Genomic DNA, 18,745 nt, shown 5'->3' with positions numbered 1-18,745 from the left:
TCGGGAAACAATCGAAAGGAACACCGTGCGAGTATCGATAGCTAAACTACCGATTGGCCCCTTTGCCTGGCCTCCGCGGTCCCCCCAGGGAGGGAAGAATACATGCGGGCGGTGAAAGCACAAGCGTAATTTTTATCCGCTAATCCGCGGTTCTCCTTGGCCATCTTTCGGCACAGTCCCGAAAATACGGTCAACAAACCGTGAAGCTGCCCTACCGTCATCATGAGGAGAATATTTGCGCGCAAACTCCGTGTAGGTTCGCCCGGCGCCGCCTGAACCTGCGAGGTGGAAAGCCAGCTCGGCCGAGCTACGGAACAATGGCCCGGGAGCCTCCGCAGCCAGATCGAAGTAGAAGCCCCGAATGGAGTCCCTGTATTCATCGATGTCCGGGATTAGGAAATACAGGGGCTTGCCGGTTACCGCGAAGTCGAACATCGCGGAGGAATAATCGGTGACCATGAGATCGGCTGCCAGGTAGAGGTCCGTTACCTCCGGGTAAGCAGTGACATCTATTACTCCCTCATAACTGCGGGCCCGTTGAGAGGCCACGTTGTGGTGACCGCGGAAGAGGAAGGTGTAATCCGGGCCCAGCGCGGACCGCAGCTGAGGGAAGTCCAGATGGCTTACTACCGCGAATTTTCCTCCCCGTGTTCGGGCAGTGTCCCGCCAGGTCGGGACATACAGCAAAACCTTGTTTGAAGCGGGGATGCCAAGGCTGTTACGGGTACGCGTCCGCCGGGCCGCAGCGTCGCCGCGCAGCAGCGAATCGTTCCGTGGGTACCCCAGCGTTGCGGTGGTCCCGCTGTAGCGGAACGCTGACGCCAGAGTCCGGGCGGCATAAGGGCTCTGAGCCAGCAATAGATCCCAGCTCTGCGGTTCGCGTTCCAGCGTGCGGCGGTATGACGGCGTCACCCTTGCAGTCGGCGTGTCAAACCCAATCCGCTTAAGCGGGGTTCCATGCCACGTCTGGACATAGATCTGCCCGGCACGTTTCCGGAAAAAGACCGGGAAGGTGTTGTTGTTGATCAAGTATTTTGCCGTTGCCAATATCCGGAACCACTCGCTGGAAAACCGGATCAGCGGCGTGCTGCCTGCGGGGACGGCTACTGAAGAGTCTGTGATGGACCAGTACCGCCGAAGTCCGGGGTATCTGGTTGAGATCTCCTCGTCCACGGCGCGGACGCTATCGGTCGCGGATTTTCCGGCAAAGCTTTCAAAGAAGACAGCTTCAATCAAAGGCTCGGACGCGCTGGCGTAGGCGTCAATCATTCGCTGTTGGTTGTACGGTCCGCGTTCCTGGAGCGGCAACGGCGCCTGGACCCGTAAGCGAAACTGCTCTCCCTGTCCTGCCGCCGGAACGGTCACGCGCACGCGTGTCCGTAGCGCTTCCTGTGGGAGTTCGGCAGCCAAAGCCGCGGCGACGGCGACCGGCTGCTGGGGTCCGCCGTCGTCCGGCCGGTACACCAGGCGATAGTTCCCGCTCTCCGGCCAGACCGGACCGGTTCCCCAGATGTCCCTCCGCAGGGCGAATTCCACCCGGAAGCATTGGTTCCGCCTCCGCTGAACCGCGTCAGGCAGGATCGTGTCGTGGTCCCCGGCCAGGACCAACCATCTGGCGTCCTCCTCAGCGGCACCATGCCAGTGCCCGGTAACACTCAGGCGCTCACCGTCAGGGGAAAGCTCCCAAGCGGTCACGGTTGCACATGCTGCCGGCCGGACAACGGTGAGGAATCCGAATCCCGTGCAACGGAGCATCAGGCTGTTCGCCGTTGTCCCGGGGGGTAGTTCGTCGTCGGACCCTGCCCACCCCACGTATTCGAGCCGGCCGCTATGGGTCCCGCCTCGGAGATGGAATACGGCATCGTGTCCCCCGGCATCTTCCGGTGACACTCGAGTCAGATCGAAAACGAAAGTCCCGCCGTCGCCCGGTAGGTGCTGTCCCTCAAGTTCCCGGCCCTCCGGCAGCTGCATAATCAGTCTTTCCGGAACGGCGTCGCGGAAACGAACCGACAGTTCCGACTTTTGCAGCCGTGCCTGGTGAACAAGAAACCTATAGGTCACCGGTATCAGCCGCAGTCCGTGCACCGCGTCAAGAAGGCCGACGATTCGCTGAACTCCCGCTACCGGCCCGAGGGGAAGCCGCCGCGGTACCAAATCCGGTTCCCGTGCCTGTATCCGGTCCTCGATTTGCAGTCCGCCAAAGTCCGCCGAGATCTTCACGTGCCACTTCCGTCCGCGGAAGCTGCTGCGTTCGGAAAGGAGCCGTCCCGTATCCACGCGTACCAGGAATCCGGCCGCCGCATAGGTGTTGAACCGGTCCCCCGACTTTTCATCGATGCGGGCGTCCGCTATCTGCTGCAGGGGAAGCGGGTAACACTGGCCGGTGGTGCCGTCGACCAGTTCGGCGCCAAGAGCCGATGGATGATCCCTGGTGTCCAGCCCCTCGACATAAGCTGATCCGCTGAGTTCCAGCACCCCGCCGTCCCATCGGAACCCGCTGAACCGGGAACGCAGCCGAAGATCCGCCGGCCCCAGACGAAGAACCGCGGGATCCGGTGGTTCCGTCAACAGGGGCCAATATGTCGGCAAGGCGTGATAGCCGCCGCCGTGGGCATGGACAGCGTAGCCGATGCCATGGTCCTGCAATTCTGCGAGAACCGTGTCAACGCCGGCTCGGTCGCCGGCAGCGGCAAGTCCGGCGAGCACGCGGTCGTGCAGCTGGAACTGCTCAAGCGCCCCGGAGGTTCCGGCAAGGTATGCCGCGGTCTCCTGAACCAGCTCCCAGTAGCCCGTTCCGGAGCGTGGAACCTCGCGCAGGTGGCTCCGCCACCGCGTACCGAGACCCTCCGCATACCAGTAAGCGCGTGACTCAACTGTTCCTTCGGCGTCCAGCAGGGGGGCCAGCCGGCGGCATTCGGACAGGTCGTCGCGCAATTGGGCAGGTGTCGCGACGGGCGCCTTCGGTCCTTTTCCAGCTGGTATCCCGAGATAGTCAAAAGACTCCGACCGTAGGTATCCCCTCAGGGCAATATCCCGGGCAGCGGCATCTGCCGGGAGGTCACCGGTAACCCGTTCCAGAAAGGCCGAACGGTAAATTTTGTTCCACAGTTCGGTGTCGGCGAGCGCTGCGGGAACCATGGACAGAGTCAGGCCCTTGCCGCCTCGGGCCTGCACGAGTGAGGCTGACCGCCCGGGACCGGTGGTGTGCTGAGGAGCCGCCGAAACAAAGTCGGACCTCGATGCCACGAGCGCCGCAAGCATATCCTCGTACAGCGCCGGGGCGGGCCGGGCGCCGGGTTCCATGAAGACAATGCCGTCACCAGCCGCTGCTCTTATGCATGTTCGTAGATCCCCCTCCCCCTCCGAGCGCAGCATCTTCAGCCGAGGGTCGTTCCCGGAGGCGCTCTCGAGGGCCTCGGCGCCACAGCTCTCGGATGCCAGGGCCAGCACTTCAATCTGCCTGTAGGGCTGAGCTAACACTGCAGCCAGCGTGGCTGTGGAGGCGTCCGTCTGATTACCGGAGAGCAGCACCACGCTGAGCAGCCCGGATCCGGGTCCGGTTTTTGCCCCGCGCCCGGAGGATACCAAGGCCCGCGCCCGCCGCCGTATCCCGGCCAGCACGGCGCGCGCCGGCGTCGTCACGGATGTCCTCTTCCCTCGGCCCCGGCCGGCCTGTTGCCGTTCAGATCCTCTATGGCGGATGTAGTCCTGACGCTGGACTGCGAATCCCAATAGGGGAAGGTGGAGCGAACCCGCTCATCGTAGAGTGTCGGTCCCGACCTGCCATCCCTGGCTGCGAGTTCGCGTACTACTTGGTCAGGCGCCTCGGCTATCGGCCCCAGACCGTCGCGGCGGTAGTCAAAGTAGCCCTTCCGGTAGACGTGTCCGCCGCCGAAAATCTCATCACCATCGAAGTGGAAATAAATGATCTTCGCCCCGGCGTAGGCCGCATCGAACGCAAGGGAAGAATGGTCAGTCACCATCATGCGGGCCTGCACCAACTGGGCCTGGACGCTGATCTCCGAATAAGCGGCCGCCCGCACATAGGCGGGAAGCTTCAGAAGCGGAACCATGGACTCCAGCTCAGGGTGGGGCAGGAACACCACCTCGTAGCCATTGCGCTGACAGAACTCACCTAAGGCCTGTGACCGCAGCAACTGCAGCCAGTTTCGGCCGAAGTCACTGTGTTCAAACAGCTCGGCTCTTTCCATAGGGGAACCCGCTGTCTCCAGCTCATTCCGGAGGTACTCCCGCCAGGTCGGGGCCATCAGGATCTGGCGCCGCAGATGCACTGGATTCAGTTCAGCCGTCTTTAACAAGGCATCATGCCGGGGGAAGCCCACAAGCTTCACTTCCTGCCGGGTTAGGTCGTACGGGCCGTCACCGGCGATGGATTCATGCTCGGCATAAGTCGCCGTGATCATCAGGGCGGTTTCCTTCGTGTTGAGCCAGAGGGACATGTCGTCCTTGATGACTCCATGCTGCAGGAACACAAAGCGCGCCCGGCCGGTACCGAAGCGGCGCTTGCTGACCGGAAACTCAATGTTGGCGTTGAGGTGGGAAGAAATTTTGAACGCTGCGTTGAGGTAGAGCAGCACCGATTCGTCCGAGCCGTACGCTACGAGTTTGAAGCCCTCGGCGGCTAGTCGGTCCCAGTCCCGGCTGGTCCGCTCCAGCAGAAACCAGGCATTGATCTCCGGGCGCTCACGCAGCAGGTACCGGTACAGGTGCTCTGCGTTGTCATCGGCCCGTCCAATCCGGTCCATCAGCAGCCAGGCGTCTTTATACCGCGACACGGCGGGCTCCTGCGCGGCCCGAGCGACAAGGCGGCGATCCGCAGTTTTCTGGCGGAGAGCCTTTCCACGGGAAATAATCCGCTGCACATACCGGGTCCCGCTGTCACGCGCCTCCGCTAGGCCACCCGTTCCTGTGAGCGAACGATGCAGGATGCGGTTTTGCCGGAACCTCCCGGCATTGCGGCCAAGTGGCCGGATATAGCTCGCCGTGTGGTGCCCGGGCCCTGCGGGAACCGCGGGCGGCACCAGGTGAAACCCGGGAAGCTGGTCCGGAAGACGTCCGGGTTGAAACGGGACCCCTCGGTTAGTGGTAATCACTGCCGGAACGCCGTCCAGCTGGATCTCCAGACCGGCTCCTTCCGGCAGGATGAGCACCCGCTCCTTGATGAGCGTTTTACCTAGGACCCGGTGGTCCCGCACCTTGGCCGCATTGGGAACAATAGGGGCGCCGTCGAGGTAGGTTTTTTCTTCCGGGTGATCGCCCTGGAACAGATAGGAGTACCGGACAGTTCCGCGTTGTTCGTCGTGCTTTCCTTCCTGGACGACGGACGGATCGTCCATCAGCTGTTTATAGTGCCGGCGCAGGATGTTGTGGAAGATCCAGCCCTGGCTCACGACACTGAACTCATCAATGACCTCAACATCAATGAGCTCTACGATCTCCTCAAGGAGTCCGTGCATGCGTTCCTGTTGCAGGCTCGTAGCTCCTGCCGTGACGCTGTGCATCCGCTTGTCATCGATGTAGAACCAGATCAGGTCATAGAGCACCATGTACTGGGCCCAGTGCGGGATCCGGCCCAGCTGCCTCTGGACTGCTTGGAGCATTCCAAGGTAGCCATAGCGCGGAAGGTCGTCGTAGGCACGAGGGTCAGCCCATGCTGCGGCCACCAGCGATGCTCCGTGCTGTCTGTTTCGACGGTATAAGTAGCGGGCACTGGCCACTATGCCCAGGACGGGCTCCTCGACGGCTGAAAGGTACCGGCCGATCAGGTGGGAGTCCTCGAACTTGGGGCGGATACGTTCGTCGAAGGTCAGGCCGTGCTGGGCGAGGATTTCCCGGCGCAGGAAGGCGGTAGGGCCGTGCAGCTGGATGAACTCCGGATTGTTGTTCAGACTGACCAAGGTATTTCCGAACCTGAACTTCTTCCCCAGCGGATGATTATGGTTCATCTTTGCGGTGCCGTCCGCGAACTGCACCAGTCTGGTCGCCAGCAACTGCGCGGAACCGTTTGCGTCACCCTGCAGGAACTTAGCCACCTCCTGAAAGTAACCGGGGTGAAAGACATCGTCAGGATCGCAGAAGGTCACCCACGTATTTCTAGCCAGCCGAAGCCCTGCATTTCGGGCGGCGCCGGGACCTGCGTTTTCCTGGCGAACCAGCCGAAGGCCGGGGTGATGCTCGCGGCCCCAGCGTTCCACCAGTGCGGCCGACGTGTCCGTTGAGCCGTCGTCGACCACCACAATATCCAGGTCCTGCACAGGGTATGTCTGTGTGCGTAGGGACTCCAGAAAGGCGGGGACATATTCGGCAACGTTGTACAGCGCCACCACCAGGGAAAATTGTCCTCTAGCCACGTAGGTCTCCAGTCAGTTCGGTTCGATCGGGTGCGGGCCGGCTGCGGGCCAGCAGCGCAGCGGCTACTGCTGCAGAGCTGTCTCCGTGTGTATCGGGAATCAGGCGTGCAGGCATTGAAGGTCCGACGTGCCCTGATCCGAAACCCTCCGCCGCTGCAGCCGCCAGTTCGGTTGAGGTTGAAACCAGCGGAATGCCGGGCAAATCCGTCATCGGATTCAGATACAGTCCGCGCGACTGCCGGAACTGCTCCAGGTCCGGTGCCAGGAGGAAAATCGGCCGGCCCAGCTCGGCGTAATCGAAGATCGCAGAGGAATAGTCGGTGACCAGTGCGTCTGACGCCAGGTACAGGTCAGTGATGTCGGGATAGTCGGTGACATCGATTGTGCGGGGATGCTCCTCGATGTTCCGCTGGGCCGCAACGTTATGGTGGCCCCGGATCAGAAAGGTGTATTTCGCCCCAAGCAGCCGGCTGGCTTCCGATACGTCCAGAAATCCGATCCAATCCGAACGGCCTGCACCGTCCCGTACGCCATCCCGCCAGGTCGGCACATACAGTAGGACCGTTTGTCCGGGTGAAATCCCCAGTCGGCGGCGAACCCGTTCCCGGGTATCCAAGCGCAGGAGGGCGTCGCCGCGGGGGTATCCGGCAGTCAGTACTTCGCCCGTGTACCCGAGTGCCCGTGGAAGCGTTGCTGCGGCGAAGGTATTCTGTGCCAGCAGCAGATCCCACCATCGGGCTTCCCGCTGCATCAGGTCCCGGTAGGAGAGCGCCAGCAGGTTTTGCGGTACATCCAGCCCGAGCTTCTTCATCGGGGTTCCGTGCCAGGTCTGCAGGTAGAACTGTCCCGGGGACTTGCGGAAGTACCAGGGAAAGTTGTTGTTGTTCACCAGCCGCCGGGTGGTTGCCAGCTTCTCGTACCACTCGGCGGATCCCTGCAGCAGCGCGACCGCATACTCGGGCACGGGAACAGATCGGTCGGCCACGGACCAGTAGAGCGGCTCGTCAAAGCCGGTGGCGGCAAGGTAATCGGAGATCGCGCGGGGATTGTCCGAACAGCTGGTACCGCCGAAGCTCTCAAAGAAGATTCCCGGGCAGGGGGTAGCCGCGGTGTCCCCGCCGAATACCGCCCGCCGTAAGCGGTACTGATGGAAGGTCCCGGTCTCATCGTCGGCCAGCGGAGCGGAAATGCTCACAGCCATGAAACCGGCGTCGGTCCGCAGGCCGCGCACACGGGCATCGGCGAGCCGGATGGAACGGAAATCTCCCGCCGTGGCTTCATCCACCGCGACGGCGGGGTCCCCCGGTCCTGCGGCTCCGCCGTCCCCGCGCATGCGCAGGGTATAGGACCCCGACGGCGGCGCAGGCAGGTTCACGCCCCATCTTTGCGTGGCCAGCGGCACCCGAAGCAGGAGTTTCCCGTCGGGCTGACGCAGTGCCTTCGCAGGAAGTTGGTAGCGTGCGGTCACCAGGGCGTAAGACGCGGCAGGCGGAGCACCCGCCAACTCGAGCCGCAGCTCGTCTCCGTCGTCGCCGGAGAGCGTGGAGAGTGCCGTGACTGCCGGTCCGGCGGGAGGAAGGCCGGCTCCATCCACCGGGGAGGGAACCCGGAGCATGCACTCCACACGGTGTCCGGCCACCTCAGCAGCGATGCTCAGTTCCTTCGGCAGCGGCAGGTCCAATTCCATGGCGAACGCGGAGTCGGCATAGCTGCAGTTCCGGTCACCGGAGGCAAGATCGATCTCCGGATTCGAGTAGCGGCGGAAGGCACGGATCCCCCGCTGTCCGGCAGCATCGGCCGCCTTCACCGTAAGGGTCACCTCGTTGCTCCGCAGGTCCACGTTGCGGACGTAGGCGTGGCCCCGAAGCACAGCTTGCCCGGTGGCTCCCCGCAGTGGCGGTTCCAGCACAGCCACTAGTTCCAGCTGCTCAGGGGCAACCACCAACACCCTAGGCGGCACAGTCGTTTTCAGGACGTCCACCAGCGGCGGACGGGCGAGGATGCGGCCCCCGTCGAACGCCAGCGGGCTGGCGGTTCCGTTGTTGATCCGGTCGACCACCGCCCGCCTGACGTCCTCCTGATGTCCCTCGGCTACGAGGTACAGCAAGATCCGGGACTGCGGGTCAATGCTGCCCAGATGTGGCTGTCCACCCGCGTAAAGGTCCCGCAGCCCGTCGCGGAGTGTCTGCCAGAACTCGCCGCCGGCATCGGGAATCTGTTCAATGTACGGGATGAGGTCCGTGCCCAGCAGGCGCCGGTACCAATGAGCCTGGACCGCCTGCGTCGCTTCGCCCGTCATCAAAGCCGTGACATCACGGGCAACGGTGAGCCGGTCCTGCAGGTCCTCCAGCAAGTGCTTCGCCTGGGTAATCGACGTACCGTCTTCACGGATCCGCCACCAATACACAACGGGGGTCAGGATGTCGAAGGAGCCGGATCTCAGGTAGGCCCGGGCTGTGCTCTCCTGGTCCTCGTAGCGGATGCCCTCGGGTATCCGGCCCACTGCGCGGTCCCAGAACTTCCGCTGGAACACCTTGTTCCAGAGGAACACGTCGTCGATGGCGTCCGGACGCTCCGCCAAGGTGACGCCCGTATCGGGAACGGCATGAATCCTGTCAGCAAGACGGACAGGTGTCCGCTTGCTCCCGCGGATCCTCCCGTAGGAGCCGACGCAGAAATCTGAGCCGGTGCGGGCAAGGCTCGCCATCATCAAGCTGTAAGCGTCAGAGGGGACGACGTCGTCGGCGTCGGCGAAGGCTAAAAACCGTCCGCGAGCGCGCTCGACGCCGATGTTGCGGGCCTTTCCGTTTCCTCCGTGGGACAGGCGCACCAGCTTGATTCTGCGGTCGTACCGCGCGTACCCGGCTGCGATGGCGCCCGTCCGGTCGGTGGATCCGTCGTCGACCAGGATGATTTCCAGCCGGCGGTACGTCTGGCTGACGAGGCTGCTTAGGCACCGGTCAAGATACGGTGCCACGTTGTGCATGGGCACGATGACGCTGAGCAGGGCGGAACCCGCGTTCCCGGGTTGCCTCGATGCCGTCCGGCGCAGCCTTGCCCGCAACGCGGGGTGGAGCATCGCTGCAGCCCTGTGCTGCGACGCGGCCGATCGGACGGCGCTAAATGTCTGTGTGCGCATGCGGTTCCCCGAAGAATCGAAGGTCGCCGGAGGCCAGTAAGGTGGCGTCGTCAACCTGCCAGGTGTGTCCGGAGCCTTCCCGAACCTGGAAATAATTGAAGCGGTCGGCAGAATAAATGCGTTTCCCGGCGGCCACGGCCTGCTTCAGGAACCCGGTGTCTTCTCCCAGTCCAAGCGGCGGAAAGGGCAGTTCCAACGCGAGCGTCCGCCGGGTCACGATCGTGGGGCCCATCACGAAGCCCGTGTATCGGTGTTCCCGGTCCCCGAACCTCAGAATGACTGCATTGCTCCTGCGCAGGTGCACGTAGTGCGCCTGCTTGCCCACCACATCGGCGCCTGAGTATTCGAGTGCGTAGAGCTGGTCGCTGAGATAGTGCGCACCGTAATGGTCGTCGTCGTCCATCTTTGCCACCACGTCCCCCGAAGCTGCCTGAAGACACAGGTTCAGGCACTCCCCGAGGGACACGTCCCTGCCTGCTGTGAGCAGACGGACGTTTTCCACCCCATGAGCGGAACTGAGCTCATTCACCATGTCCCGGTCCAGGGCGAAGCCATGGGTGAGCAGCACCAGTTCCACGTCTACGTCCTGCTGTCCGGCGATGGTCCGGAACACGTTCTCCACCTGGTGGGGTCGGATGGTGGGTACCAGTGCCGAAACCGTGGGTCGCGTCACGGGCCGGCTGCGCAACGGCACGGCCGCCGCGACAACGGCTTCCGCACGGTGCGCATAAGTATGGTCTGACCAGATGCGGCGCTGGGCAAGGTGGACGGTGCGGTCATTGTATTCAGCGTTCCGCGCGAGCCCCCGGCTCAGCGCCGCCGCTTCTTCGCGGGAATGGGCGACCGGGACTTCGTCGGGAGCAAAGAAGCCGGCAACGGCTTCGCTGGGTGTAGTGATGACCGGAGTCCCGGCTGCGTTGATTTCGAAGATACGCCGGGCACACATGCTCGGTGAGTCCACTACCGAATTGACGTTGAGGAACACCTTGTAGGCCTTGTAGGCAGACAGCATCTGCTGGTACGACAACGAACCGACTACCCGGGAGTCCAGCGGCGGAGGGAATTGATAATTGGGCTCGCCCCCGAGATTCCGGGAAAGGATTTCGAGTCCGATGGGCAGCGTCTCGGAGGCGTCCATCGCCCCGCCCAGAAGCAGATCCATTTGTTCGCGGCGTTCCGGGTACTTGTGGGCAAAGTACATCCCCGCAAAAGCGATATCACGGGAATGCCGGCCATACGCCGGCCGTACCGGATTATGTACCGCAGGCTGGGCCGCGAACGGCAGAACGGCAATGTTCGCATGGCCGAGGTCCCGCCGGTAATGCTCGACCCGTCGGATGTCTGAAGTGAAAACGTGGTCGAACAGGCCCGCGGCGGGCAGGAAGTCATCGTAGTGGGGCGGGTCTTCCTTGTTCCAGAATACGGTGGGAATTCCGCGGCTCCTGCTCCACGCCAGCAATTCGACAAGCTGGGGCGCCGGGCCATCCGGGCCGGCGAGCTTTCCCCGCCAGCGCCTCTGGTTGCCGGCCCACGCCGACTCGACAAAGACCAGCTCCACCCCGTGCTCCTGCATCTGCTGCCGCCATACGACAGGGTCCAGCGGCACGGTATTCCACTCATAGGCAAAAGCAACAGCCGAAAATTCATCGAGAACAACGCCGACCGTTAGGTCCGGACGGCGGGGTCCTCGGGACGGTACGGACGCCGCGGGAATCGCCAACCGGCGTTTGGTGCCCCGACCGATCCATCCTGCCTCGACGCCGCGGGAGCCGATGGGGTCGGTAAAGCCCCGCTCTGCCCTGCGGCGTCCGTTCCACTCCCGTACCTGCCGCGGGCCGCCCGACCGCAAGTGCCAGAGCCCCGTCCGAAGAACCTGCAACACCGCCATTTACTGCCTCCTCGCACGGCGTCGGCCGCTGGAGCGCCGCACAATCCGGGTGATCGTCAGCGTGTCCAACGCATCCTGCCGGAGTGCGTCCGCGCTGACATTGTTCCCGTGTGCCAACTCCCGGGCGAACTGTTTATATGCCGTGACCACGTCATGCGGCTCCCCATCCATTACCAGGTCTCCCTTATCCATCCAGACCACACGGGTGCACATGGTGACGATGGTGTCGAGGCTGTGGCTGACCAGGAACACGCAGCCTGCATTCTCGCGAAGCTCGTCCATCCGCCTGCGGCTGCGGGCAGCAAACTGCGCATCACCGGTACTCAAAGACTCGTCGATAAGCAGGATTTCGGGGTCAATGCTGGCCGCGATGGCGAACCGCAACCGGGAGGACATGCCGGAGGAATAGGAACGCATCGGCAGGTGGATGGCATCTTCCAGGCCGGACAACTCGACAATCGATGCGTAGCGCTGCGCGATTTGTTCGCCGGTCAGCCCCATGGCCAGGCACCCGAGCACCACGTTGCGATCCCCTGACAGCTCGGGCACAAGTGCTGCATTGACCCCAAGCAGGACGGGGGTGCTGGACGCGTATACGGCACCGGTGTCCGGGGGCATCTGTCCGCTGATCAGCTTCATCAGGGTGCTTTTGCCGGATCCGTTGCGTCCCACGATGCCAATGCACTCCCCTTGAACTGCAACGAGCGAAAGTGAGTTGAGGGCATTGACCGTCACCTGTTTTGCGGTGTGCCCGCGGATGGCTCCTCCCCGTCTGCTTTCAGGAACGGGCGGACTCGACTGCACTCGGTAGCGCATGCTTACCCCGTCGACCACGACGCTTAGCTCCTCTTCGGGAATCCGGTCAACCACGGCCGTAGGTCTCCTCCGCCAGCCAAAAGTAAACGGCCCCCACGGCCAGTGCTCCGGCTGCCCAGGCTGAGAGGACGGCCCAGGACTGCCATGACGGCAGCTGGTCATACAGCAGGCAGTTCCGCGCAATGTCGAGCACATTAAACAGGGGGTTCAGCTCCACTACCCGAAGCAGGGCGGGATGTTCGATAAAGCGCTCATAGCTGTAGAAGACGGCGCTTCCGTACATCCAGGCCCGGAGGGCAAAGCTGAGCAAATGGACCACGTCATTCACTTTGGAAATGATCCGGGCAAGAATCAGGCTGATGCCGAGGTTGAACATCCATTGCAGCGCCAGGGCAGGAATTATCAGCAGCCACTTCCACGTGACGTCCTCGGTTGGTGGCAGTACGAGAACTATCAACAGCATCACGATCAGCACCGGAACGCTCGCTATCAGTTCGCGCAGGTTCACCGCCACGGGCAGCGCGGCGCGGGGAAAGCTGAAAGCCTGGATGACCGTTCGGTTCTGCTGGATAGACCGCCCGCCATTCGTTATGGCGCGCGAACTGATCTGGAAAAGGAAGATGCCAATGACCAGGTATCCGATGAAGTTCTCAATTCCGGCACCCGTCCTCAGGAACAATCCGAAGATCAGGTAATAGGTCAAGCCGTTAAGCACGGGATTAGCGATCAACCAGATGCTGCCCAGCCGGTCCCGTCGGTTGCCGCCGACTACCCTGGACTTCGCGTCGAAGACAATGAAGTGCCGATAGGCCCAGAGCCGCTGAAGGTAATTTCCGAATCCCGGCCGCGCGCCCACCCGCTGCAGATTGCCGACGTCCAAAAGAACCGGACGGACCCGAGCGTCGGCCTCATCGGCGGGTTGCGTCAACAGAGACCTCCTCTCATGTGGCATCACGAGGCATTCCGCCGCGGAGTCAGCGAGCGCAGGAGGTCGGCGTAGGCAGCCGAAAGCCCGTTGAGATCCGCATGGGCTTCGAGCCATTGCCGGCCCGAAGTCCCGGCCACCAGGCGGCTTCGGTCCGCGTGCAGGTCCTTCCATAACGCGGCAATCGCCTCCGGGTCTGCGGCTACCACGTCTCCCGCTCCGGACTCTTCAATGACTCTTCGGGCTTCTCCCCGCAGAACTGCTGTGACATGGCGGCCCACAGCAAGGATCTCGTAGGTTTTGGACGGGATGGTGATGTCGAAGGACTGCCAGTCATTCCGGAGCTGTCTGCGTTGCACCCCGTGTCCCACCATGGTCAGCCGGACGTAATCACGCGAGAGGGCTGCAGCCTGAATAACCAGATCCAGTCGCTGGCTCTCTCCGTGGTTTCCCAGGTACAGAACGTTCAGGCACTCCCGATCGAGGGGCGGTGGAGGGAGAAGTTCGCGGACGGACGTATCCACGCCGTTATTCACCGTTGCAACATTTCGAAGACCCCGGCCAGCGCTTCGCACTATCCGGGCATCCCGTGCAATATCGGGCCAGGCATCGCGCATATCTACCACCAGCGGTGCCCGCCTTAACCTCGACACCAGGTATCCCGCCCCCAGGATAGGAAGGCTTGGCACAGTGACGATCACGACGTCGGGGCGACGCGTAAGCACCCCGGCCGCCACGGATGCGCCGGCGCTGAAACAATGGTCAAGCAGCCGTCCCCACCGGGTAACCGGATGCCGCAGATACGGCACTCTGAGAATCCGGTCCCCCGAACTGCCGCTATCCGGTCGGAAGGATCGGCCGGCGGCCCGCGAGTCCAAGGTCCTCCGGCCCTGCGGCTCATGGGCGACGGGGGCAATAACATCCACTTCCCAGCCCAGGCTGCGGAAGTACCGGTTGAACTGGGTCCAGCGGCGTTGAGGAGGGGTGTGTTCCGGCGCATACGAATGCGTCAACAGCAGAAGCCGCATAATCATCCCCCCTGGAAGATACGGAAACGCCTGCCACATGGTGGGGGCGATCGACGTCACTATACGCATGGGTCTTTCGAATAAGACGCGTAATATCGCGGATCCGAGTAGTGAGTGCCGTGGATACGGGTAAGTCATGCCCTGGTCCAAGTAGTACGGTCCGGAATACCCGCACCTCCATGGGCTCCGCACGCGCCTGCCGCCGGAGGCAGCCAGGGTGTGGAAGGCTTGGTCCATGCCCAACAAGCAATATCCTGACGTGGCCGCTGCCCGCCACCTGAGAGATGCGCTGCGAGAACCCCGCCCGGGGTCCGGAGGCGCAAAGCGGGTTTACGCCAGTCCCTCACGGGTCAATGCTGCGCTTCCGGTTACCCTCCGGCGCGATAAGGATTACCGGAAAAAACGTATCGTCGCTTCCGTTTTGAGCGTTTTGGTGTGCCTCTCGGTACCCTCTCTGGTGACACTGCTGGTGATCTTCGGCTAGCGCAGGGCTGCAGGGAGAGAAGCCGCGCTCACGCTGGGCAGCGGTTTGGGCTATAGCTCCGGCTATAGTTTAATGGAAGCTCGTATAAATTTTGATTGTCAAGCGTATTTGGGGGAACTTTAATGCCGGTCGTTATGCCTATTTATGGAACTAGGCCGGAGGCCATCAAAATGGCCCCAATCGTTGCTGCTCTCCAGGCTTCTTCAACGTTGGACTGCTTCGTCACCGTTACGGGTCAGCACCGGTCCATGCTGGATCAGGTCAACGGGTTGTTCGGCATCATCCCCGACCACGACCTGAATATTTTCGAGCCCGGCCAAACGCTCAACGGCATCTTGACCAAGACCATCGACGGACTGGATAAGCTCTTCTCGGTCAACAAGCCCGACGCCGTTGTAGTACAGGGTGACACCACAACGACCACCGCCGGGGCTATCGCGGCGTTTTACCACGGGATTCCCGTTGTCCATGTGGAAGCGGGACTTCGCAGCGGAGACCTCTTCTCTCCATTCCCGGAAGAGGCCAATCGGAAAATGACCTCGCAGATCGCCAGCCTCCATCTGGCCCCGACAACCACCAGCCGGGACAATCTGCTGGCAGAAGGCATTGGGGCCTCCGCTATTGCGGTGACAGGCAACAGCGTCATTGACGCCCTCCTCATGACTGTGGACAAGAACATCCCCTTCACTGACCCGCAGTTGGAAGAACTCGCTGCCTCGGGCCGACGCGTTCTACTCTCCACCACGCACCGACGGGAGAACCAAGGTGTTGCCATGCGCGGCATCGGACAGGCTCTCGCCCGCATTGCCGACGCCGAGCCCGACCTCACTGTGGTTGTTCCACTCCACCGGAACCCAGTGGTGCGCGAGGCAGTTATGCCCGCCATTGAGGGAAAATCCAACATTATTGTCACGGAACCGCTGGCTTACGGCGAGTTCACCCGCATGCTTTCCATTTCTCATCTGGTCCTTACCGATTCCGGCGGCGTCCAGGAAGAAGCCCCGAGCCTGGGGAAGCCGGTTTTGGTCATGCGTGAAAACACCGAACGGCCGGAAGCAGTGACTGCCGGGACCGTGAAGCTCATCGGCACGGATGAAGACCGCATCGTTGCCGAGGTAACCCGGTTGCTGAACGATCAGGGCCACTTCGATTCGATGGCAAATGCAGTCAACCCGTACGGTGACGGTAAAGCTGCTGCCCGGACCGTTGCAGCTATTGAGCAGCTTCTGGGCCTAGGATCCCGCACCGCTGATTTTGCCTATGCATAAGCGGGTCTTCGTCTATGGCAGCAATGCTGCCTCGGCGCTGGTTACCGCCTACAGCTCGGACATCGCCCGGTCCGGATTTGTAGCCAGACAGTCCCTGATCAGCGCCATGAATGCGCCCAGTGACGTTGAGTTGGCGATCCCCGCGGACCTTACCGTTTCTGCCGCCAGCCACGTGCGGCGGGATGCAGCGTCTTCCCTGACGGAAAACCTGACCCGAGTCGCTGGTGATGTGGACCTGCTGCTCTGGGATCTGGCGGATGAACGCTTTGGCGTCAGTGAGATGAGCGACGGAACCTATCTCACAACTTCCCCACAGCTAGTGCGCACCACGGTCAGCGGCGCCGATCTCCTCCGCCGCGTGACCTTTGGTTCACAGGAACATCTCGACCTGTGGCGGGTGGCGGCAACCCGATTTGTCACCATGCTGGAAACTCTGGGCCTGAAATCCCGGACGTTTGTCCTGGACCTGCCCTGGGCGCCCACGGACGAAACCGGTGCTGGAGTAGAGCTGTCCTTCGGACCGGATTCAAGCCAAATGAACAGCTTCCTTCAGCCCTACTATGATCACCTCCAGGGCCTCGGCGTTCGGGTAATCTCGGAGCCGCGGACCACGGGCGCCTCAGAACACGCTGCCGGCCGAGCACCTTTCAATCTGCTGGACTCCTGTTACCACGCTCTGTCTGCACGATTGGCCGCTGCCGTTGCCGAGACCGAGACCCCTGCTCGAGCCCACTGGAACTGGGACGAACGCCATGAGGCCCAGATACTTCACTGGACGGACGCAGAGCAGGTCCAGAGTGATATTCCCGGCCGCACACAGCACGTGGTTGCACCGCGCACGAAGTCCGGTGAAGAGTTTCCCGCACGGTTTCTCCTTCAGAACACCGGCTCGGACACCCTGCTGGTAGTCAGCCATGGTGCGTTGCCCCGCGGCAAGTACCAAGTGCCCCGGTTTGAGTGGCTGGCGACGCTGGAGGACCGTCCGGAGAACCTCCTGTTCCTGGCGGACGGCGCCCTCGAATCACACCCTGCGCTTGATCTCGCTTGGTTTACGGGAAATGCAGCAGATGATCTCACGGAGCGGTTCAGCAATATTGTTGATATTGTCGCCGGCCAGCTGAATATCAGCCGCATCGTGTTTATGGGCGGATCCGGCGGCGGGTTTGCTTCGCTGGCACTGGCTTCTTCCGCCCCGGGCTCACGCGCCTTGGTTTTCAATCCGCAGACAGCAATCCGCAGGTACTGGAACAAGTCCGTCTCCGTCTATCAACACACGCTGTTTCCGGAACTGGATTCCCCGGCGGGGTTGGACGCCTTCGGACCGAGGGTCAGCGCCGTGGCCAGGGTGCGCACAGACAAGGCTGCGGACTACCAGGTCATTTACGTTCAGAACGACGACGACGCCTTCCATATGGACAACCACCTGGCGCCGTTCGCTGCAGGACTCGGAATGAAGGCGCGGTCCTCGGTATCTCGAAACGGCAACGTGCAGCTGCTGGTAGACCGGTTCGCGGACGGCCATAACATGCCCTATCGGAAGATCCTCAACCGCTTTATTGATCTCGCATTGGAAGACTGGGGATTACCCCAACATCCATGGGATCGAAGCAGGTACGAAGACCTCCTTGGCGATGCGATCATCGCATGATCCGGGACCATGAATTGGCCCACGCGACGAAGCTACTCTGGATAGACACAGTCTTCTGCGACGCCGAGAGTGATCCGGCTGTTATCGAGCGATACCTGCAGAGGTTTGTGCTGACCCTTGCAACCCTTGGAAAGCAGGTCATTCCCGAAGACACGGACTTGCGGCTCACGATAAACCTCTCCCGTGACAAGTGCGCCCTTGTGCCTCGAATCACGGAGGCTATCCGTCGCATGGATCCGGAGATCCGATACGGAAGCCGAATCCATGTATATGACCACCCCGCTGCAGGTTACGGGGTTCCGACATCGGCACACATCGACAAAATCAAGAACCCCAATAAGCAACCCGGACGTCGGGAAGCGTTGTTTTCGGAAGCCTCGTCCACTGAACAGTGGGACGAATATCAAGCTATGATCCGGATCTCCATGGACGACGATGATCTATACTTTTCCGGTCATTTAAACCAAATCTGCACCGTTGCTGACACTCTCCTAGACAACTATCCAGGCTCCGTTTGTGCAGCGGGCCTTTACCGTCAGAATCTGGGAACGGTAACCAGCCACGGTGTAACCCTCACTACTGTGGATTTTAACCGGGTCATTCCTGGAAATAAGTTCTATGTCATCCCGTCCGGCCATTTTCAGGACGCAGCGGCATACAGCCCGTGGGGCATCCCGGAACTGATTGATGAGGATGCAGTAGACCGCTTTGGGCAGAGGGGAGTTGTCCTCACCTTGGCACGCGCGAATGAACCGACGTTTGTATATATGCGCCGGGCCTCGAATCTCTCCCGACAGTCGAAAGCGGAGTATATCGACGCCACACATGGAGAGAGGGTCTTTGCCACCGAGGATGACCTTGCTCGCTATGTGTGCTCGGCGCCGGTCACCGGTCCGTCGAATATAGTTCTCGCGGCCCTGCCCCGCGAATTCCGCCTCAGCGCGAGCCGTTCTGCCAATGGACGGGTTAGCGTCTCAACCAATCTCGAAGCGATGTTCGGCCCGGACCATCAAATGGCCTTGTACCTCATGCTAGGGACCGAACGTCTCGACATGCGTTGGTACTCGGAGAACCAAGACGCTGTTTTCCATAACGTCCCGAGTGGCTGCAGCATCCGCGCGTTCGTTCGGAATAGAGGCGAAATCATCAGCCGGAAGGTTGTACGGGTCTTCGACTGA

Annotated in this window: 10 protein-coding genes and 1 pseudogene; 3 read left to right on the top strand and 8 right to left on the bottom strand. The window is 61.9% G+C overall.

Annotation, left to right across the window (positions count from 1 at the left end; all coding sequences use genetic code 11):
* Positions 1-132: 132 nt before the first annotated feature.
* The 8 genes and pseudogenes from NNX37_RS16500 to NNX37_RS16490 form a co-directional block, all read right to left on the bottom strand.
* The gene (locus tag NNX37_RS16500) at positions 133-3,642 is read right to left on the bottom strand and encodes a bifunctional glycosyltransferase/CDP-glycerol:glycerophosphate glycerophosphotransferase (RefSeq protein ID WP_255791580.1); all 3,510 of its coding nucleotides are present in this window, start codon (positions 3,640-3,642) and stop codon (positions 133-135) included.
* Positions 3,639-6,371 carry a bifunctional glycosyltransferase/CDP-glycerol:glycerophosphate glycerophosphotransferase gene (locus NNX37_RS06850; RefSeq protein WP_255791579.1) on the bottom strand — a complete coding sequence of 911 codons (2,733 nt, stop codon included), beginning with the start codon at positions 6,369-6,371 and terminating at the stop codon, positions 3,639-3,641. The genes NNX37_RS16500 and NNX37_RS06850 overlap by 4 nt, the downstream gene beginning before the upstream one ends.
* Positions 6,364-9,510 (bottom strand): bifunctional glycosyltransferase/CDP-glycerol:glycerophosphate glycerophosphotransferase, encoded by a 3,147-nt coding sequence (locus tag NNX37_RS06845; RefSeq protein WP_255791578.1) that lies wholly within the window; start codon positions 9,508-9,510, stop codon positions 6,364-6,366. The genes NNX37_RS06850 and NNX37_RS06845 overlap by 8 nt, the downstream gene beginning before the upstream one ends.
* Positions 9,491-11,398, bottom strand: coding sequence for a glycosyltransferase family protein (locus NNX37_RS06840; RefSeq protein ID WP_255791577.1), 1,908 nt, complete (start codon positions 11,396-11,398; stop codon positions 9,491-9,493). Before NNX37_RS06840 ends, NNX37_RS06845 begins: the two co-directional genes overlap by 20 nt.
* Complete coding sequence (locus NNX37_RS06835) at positions 11,399-12,268, bottom strand: ABC transporter ATP-binding protein (protein WP_255791576.1); 870 nt, start codon at positions 12,266-12,268, stop codon at positions 11,399-11,401.
* Positions 12,261-13,142: an ABC transporter permease gene (locus NNX37_RS06830; RefSeq protein ID WP_255791574.1), complete on the bottom strand. Its 882-nt coding sequence runs from the start codon at positions 13,140-13,142 to the stop codon at positions 12,261-12,263. The genes NNX37_RS06835 and NNX37_RS06830 overlap by 8 nt, the downstream gene beginning before the upstream one ends.
* 23 nt (positions 13,143-13,165) lie before the next feature.
* A complete protein-coding gene (locus tag NNX37_RS16495) occupies positions 13,166-13,663 on the bottom strand; it encodes a glycosyltransferase family protein (RefSeq protein WP_255791648.1) in 498 nt (165 codons plus the stop codon).
* Positions 13,664-13,684: 21 nt separating this feature from the next.
* Positions 13,685-14,167, bottom strand: a pseudogene (locus NNX37_RS16490) (glycosyltransferase); the annotation flags it as partial.
* Positions 14,168-14,773: 606 nt separating this feature from the next.
* On the opposite strand from NNX37_RS16490, the gene wecB reads away from it, so the two are divergent.
* From wecB to NNX37_RS06805, 3 genes are read left to right on the top strand one after another with little or no spacing between them, the layout of a single operon-like run.
* Positions 14,774-15,919, top strand: a complete 1,146-nt coding sequence (gene wecB / locus NNX37_RS06815) for a non-hydrolyzing UDP-N-acetylglucosamine 2-epimerase (RefSeq protein WP_255791573.1) — start codon at positions 14,774-14,776, stop codon at positions 15,917-15,919.
* Positions 15,912-17,567, top strand: a complete 1,656-nt coding sequence (locus NNX37_RS06810) for a DUF6270 domain-containing protein (RefSeq protein ID WP_255791572.1) — start codon at positions 15,912-15,914, stop codon at positions 17,565-17,567. Before wecB ends, NNX37_RS06810 begins: the two co-directional genes overlap by 8 nt.
* Positions 17,564-18,745: a hypothetical protein gene (locus NNX37_RS06805; protein ID WP_255791571.1), complete on the top strand. Its 1,182-nt coding sequence runs from the start codon at positions 17,564-17,566 to the stop codon at positions 18,743-18,745. Before NNX37_RS06810 ends, NNX37_RS06805 begins: the two co-directional genes overlap by 4 nt.

This window comes from Arthrobacter zhaoxinii, from assembly GCF_024385505.1.
Lineage (GTDB): Bacteria > Actinomycetota > Actinomycetes > Actinomycetales > Micrococcaceae > Arthrobacter_B > Arthrobacter_B zhaoxinii.
This window is presented reverse-complemented; position numbering and strand designations above follow the sequence as displayed.

Coding starts and splice junctions, on each gene's coding strand:
- NNX37_RS06845 (WP_255791578.1), bottom strand. CDS start 9,510: ATGCGCACACAGACATTTAGCGCCGTCCGATCGGCCGCGTCGCAGCAC.
- wecB (WP_255791573.1), top strand. CDS start 14,774: ATGCCGGTCGTTATGCCTATTTATGGAACTAGGCCGGAGGCCATCAAA.
- NNX37_RS06810 (WP_255791572.1), top strand. CDS start 15,912: ATGCATAAGCGGGTCTTCGTCTATGGCAGCAATGCTGCCTCGGCGCTG.
- NNX37_RS06805 (WP_255791571.1), top strand. CDS start 17,564: ATGATCCGGGACCATGAATTGGCCCACGCGACGAAGCTACTCTGGATA.
- NNX37_RS06840 (WP_255791577.1), bottom strand. CDS start 11,398: ATGGCGGTGTTGCAGGTTCTTCGGACGGGGCTCTGGCACTTGCGGTCG.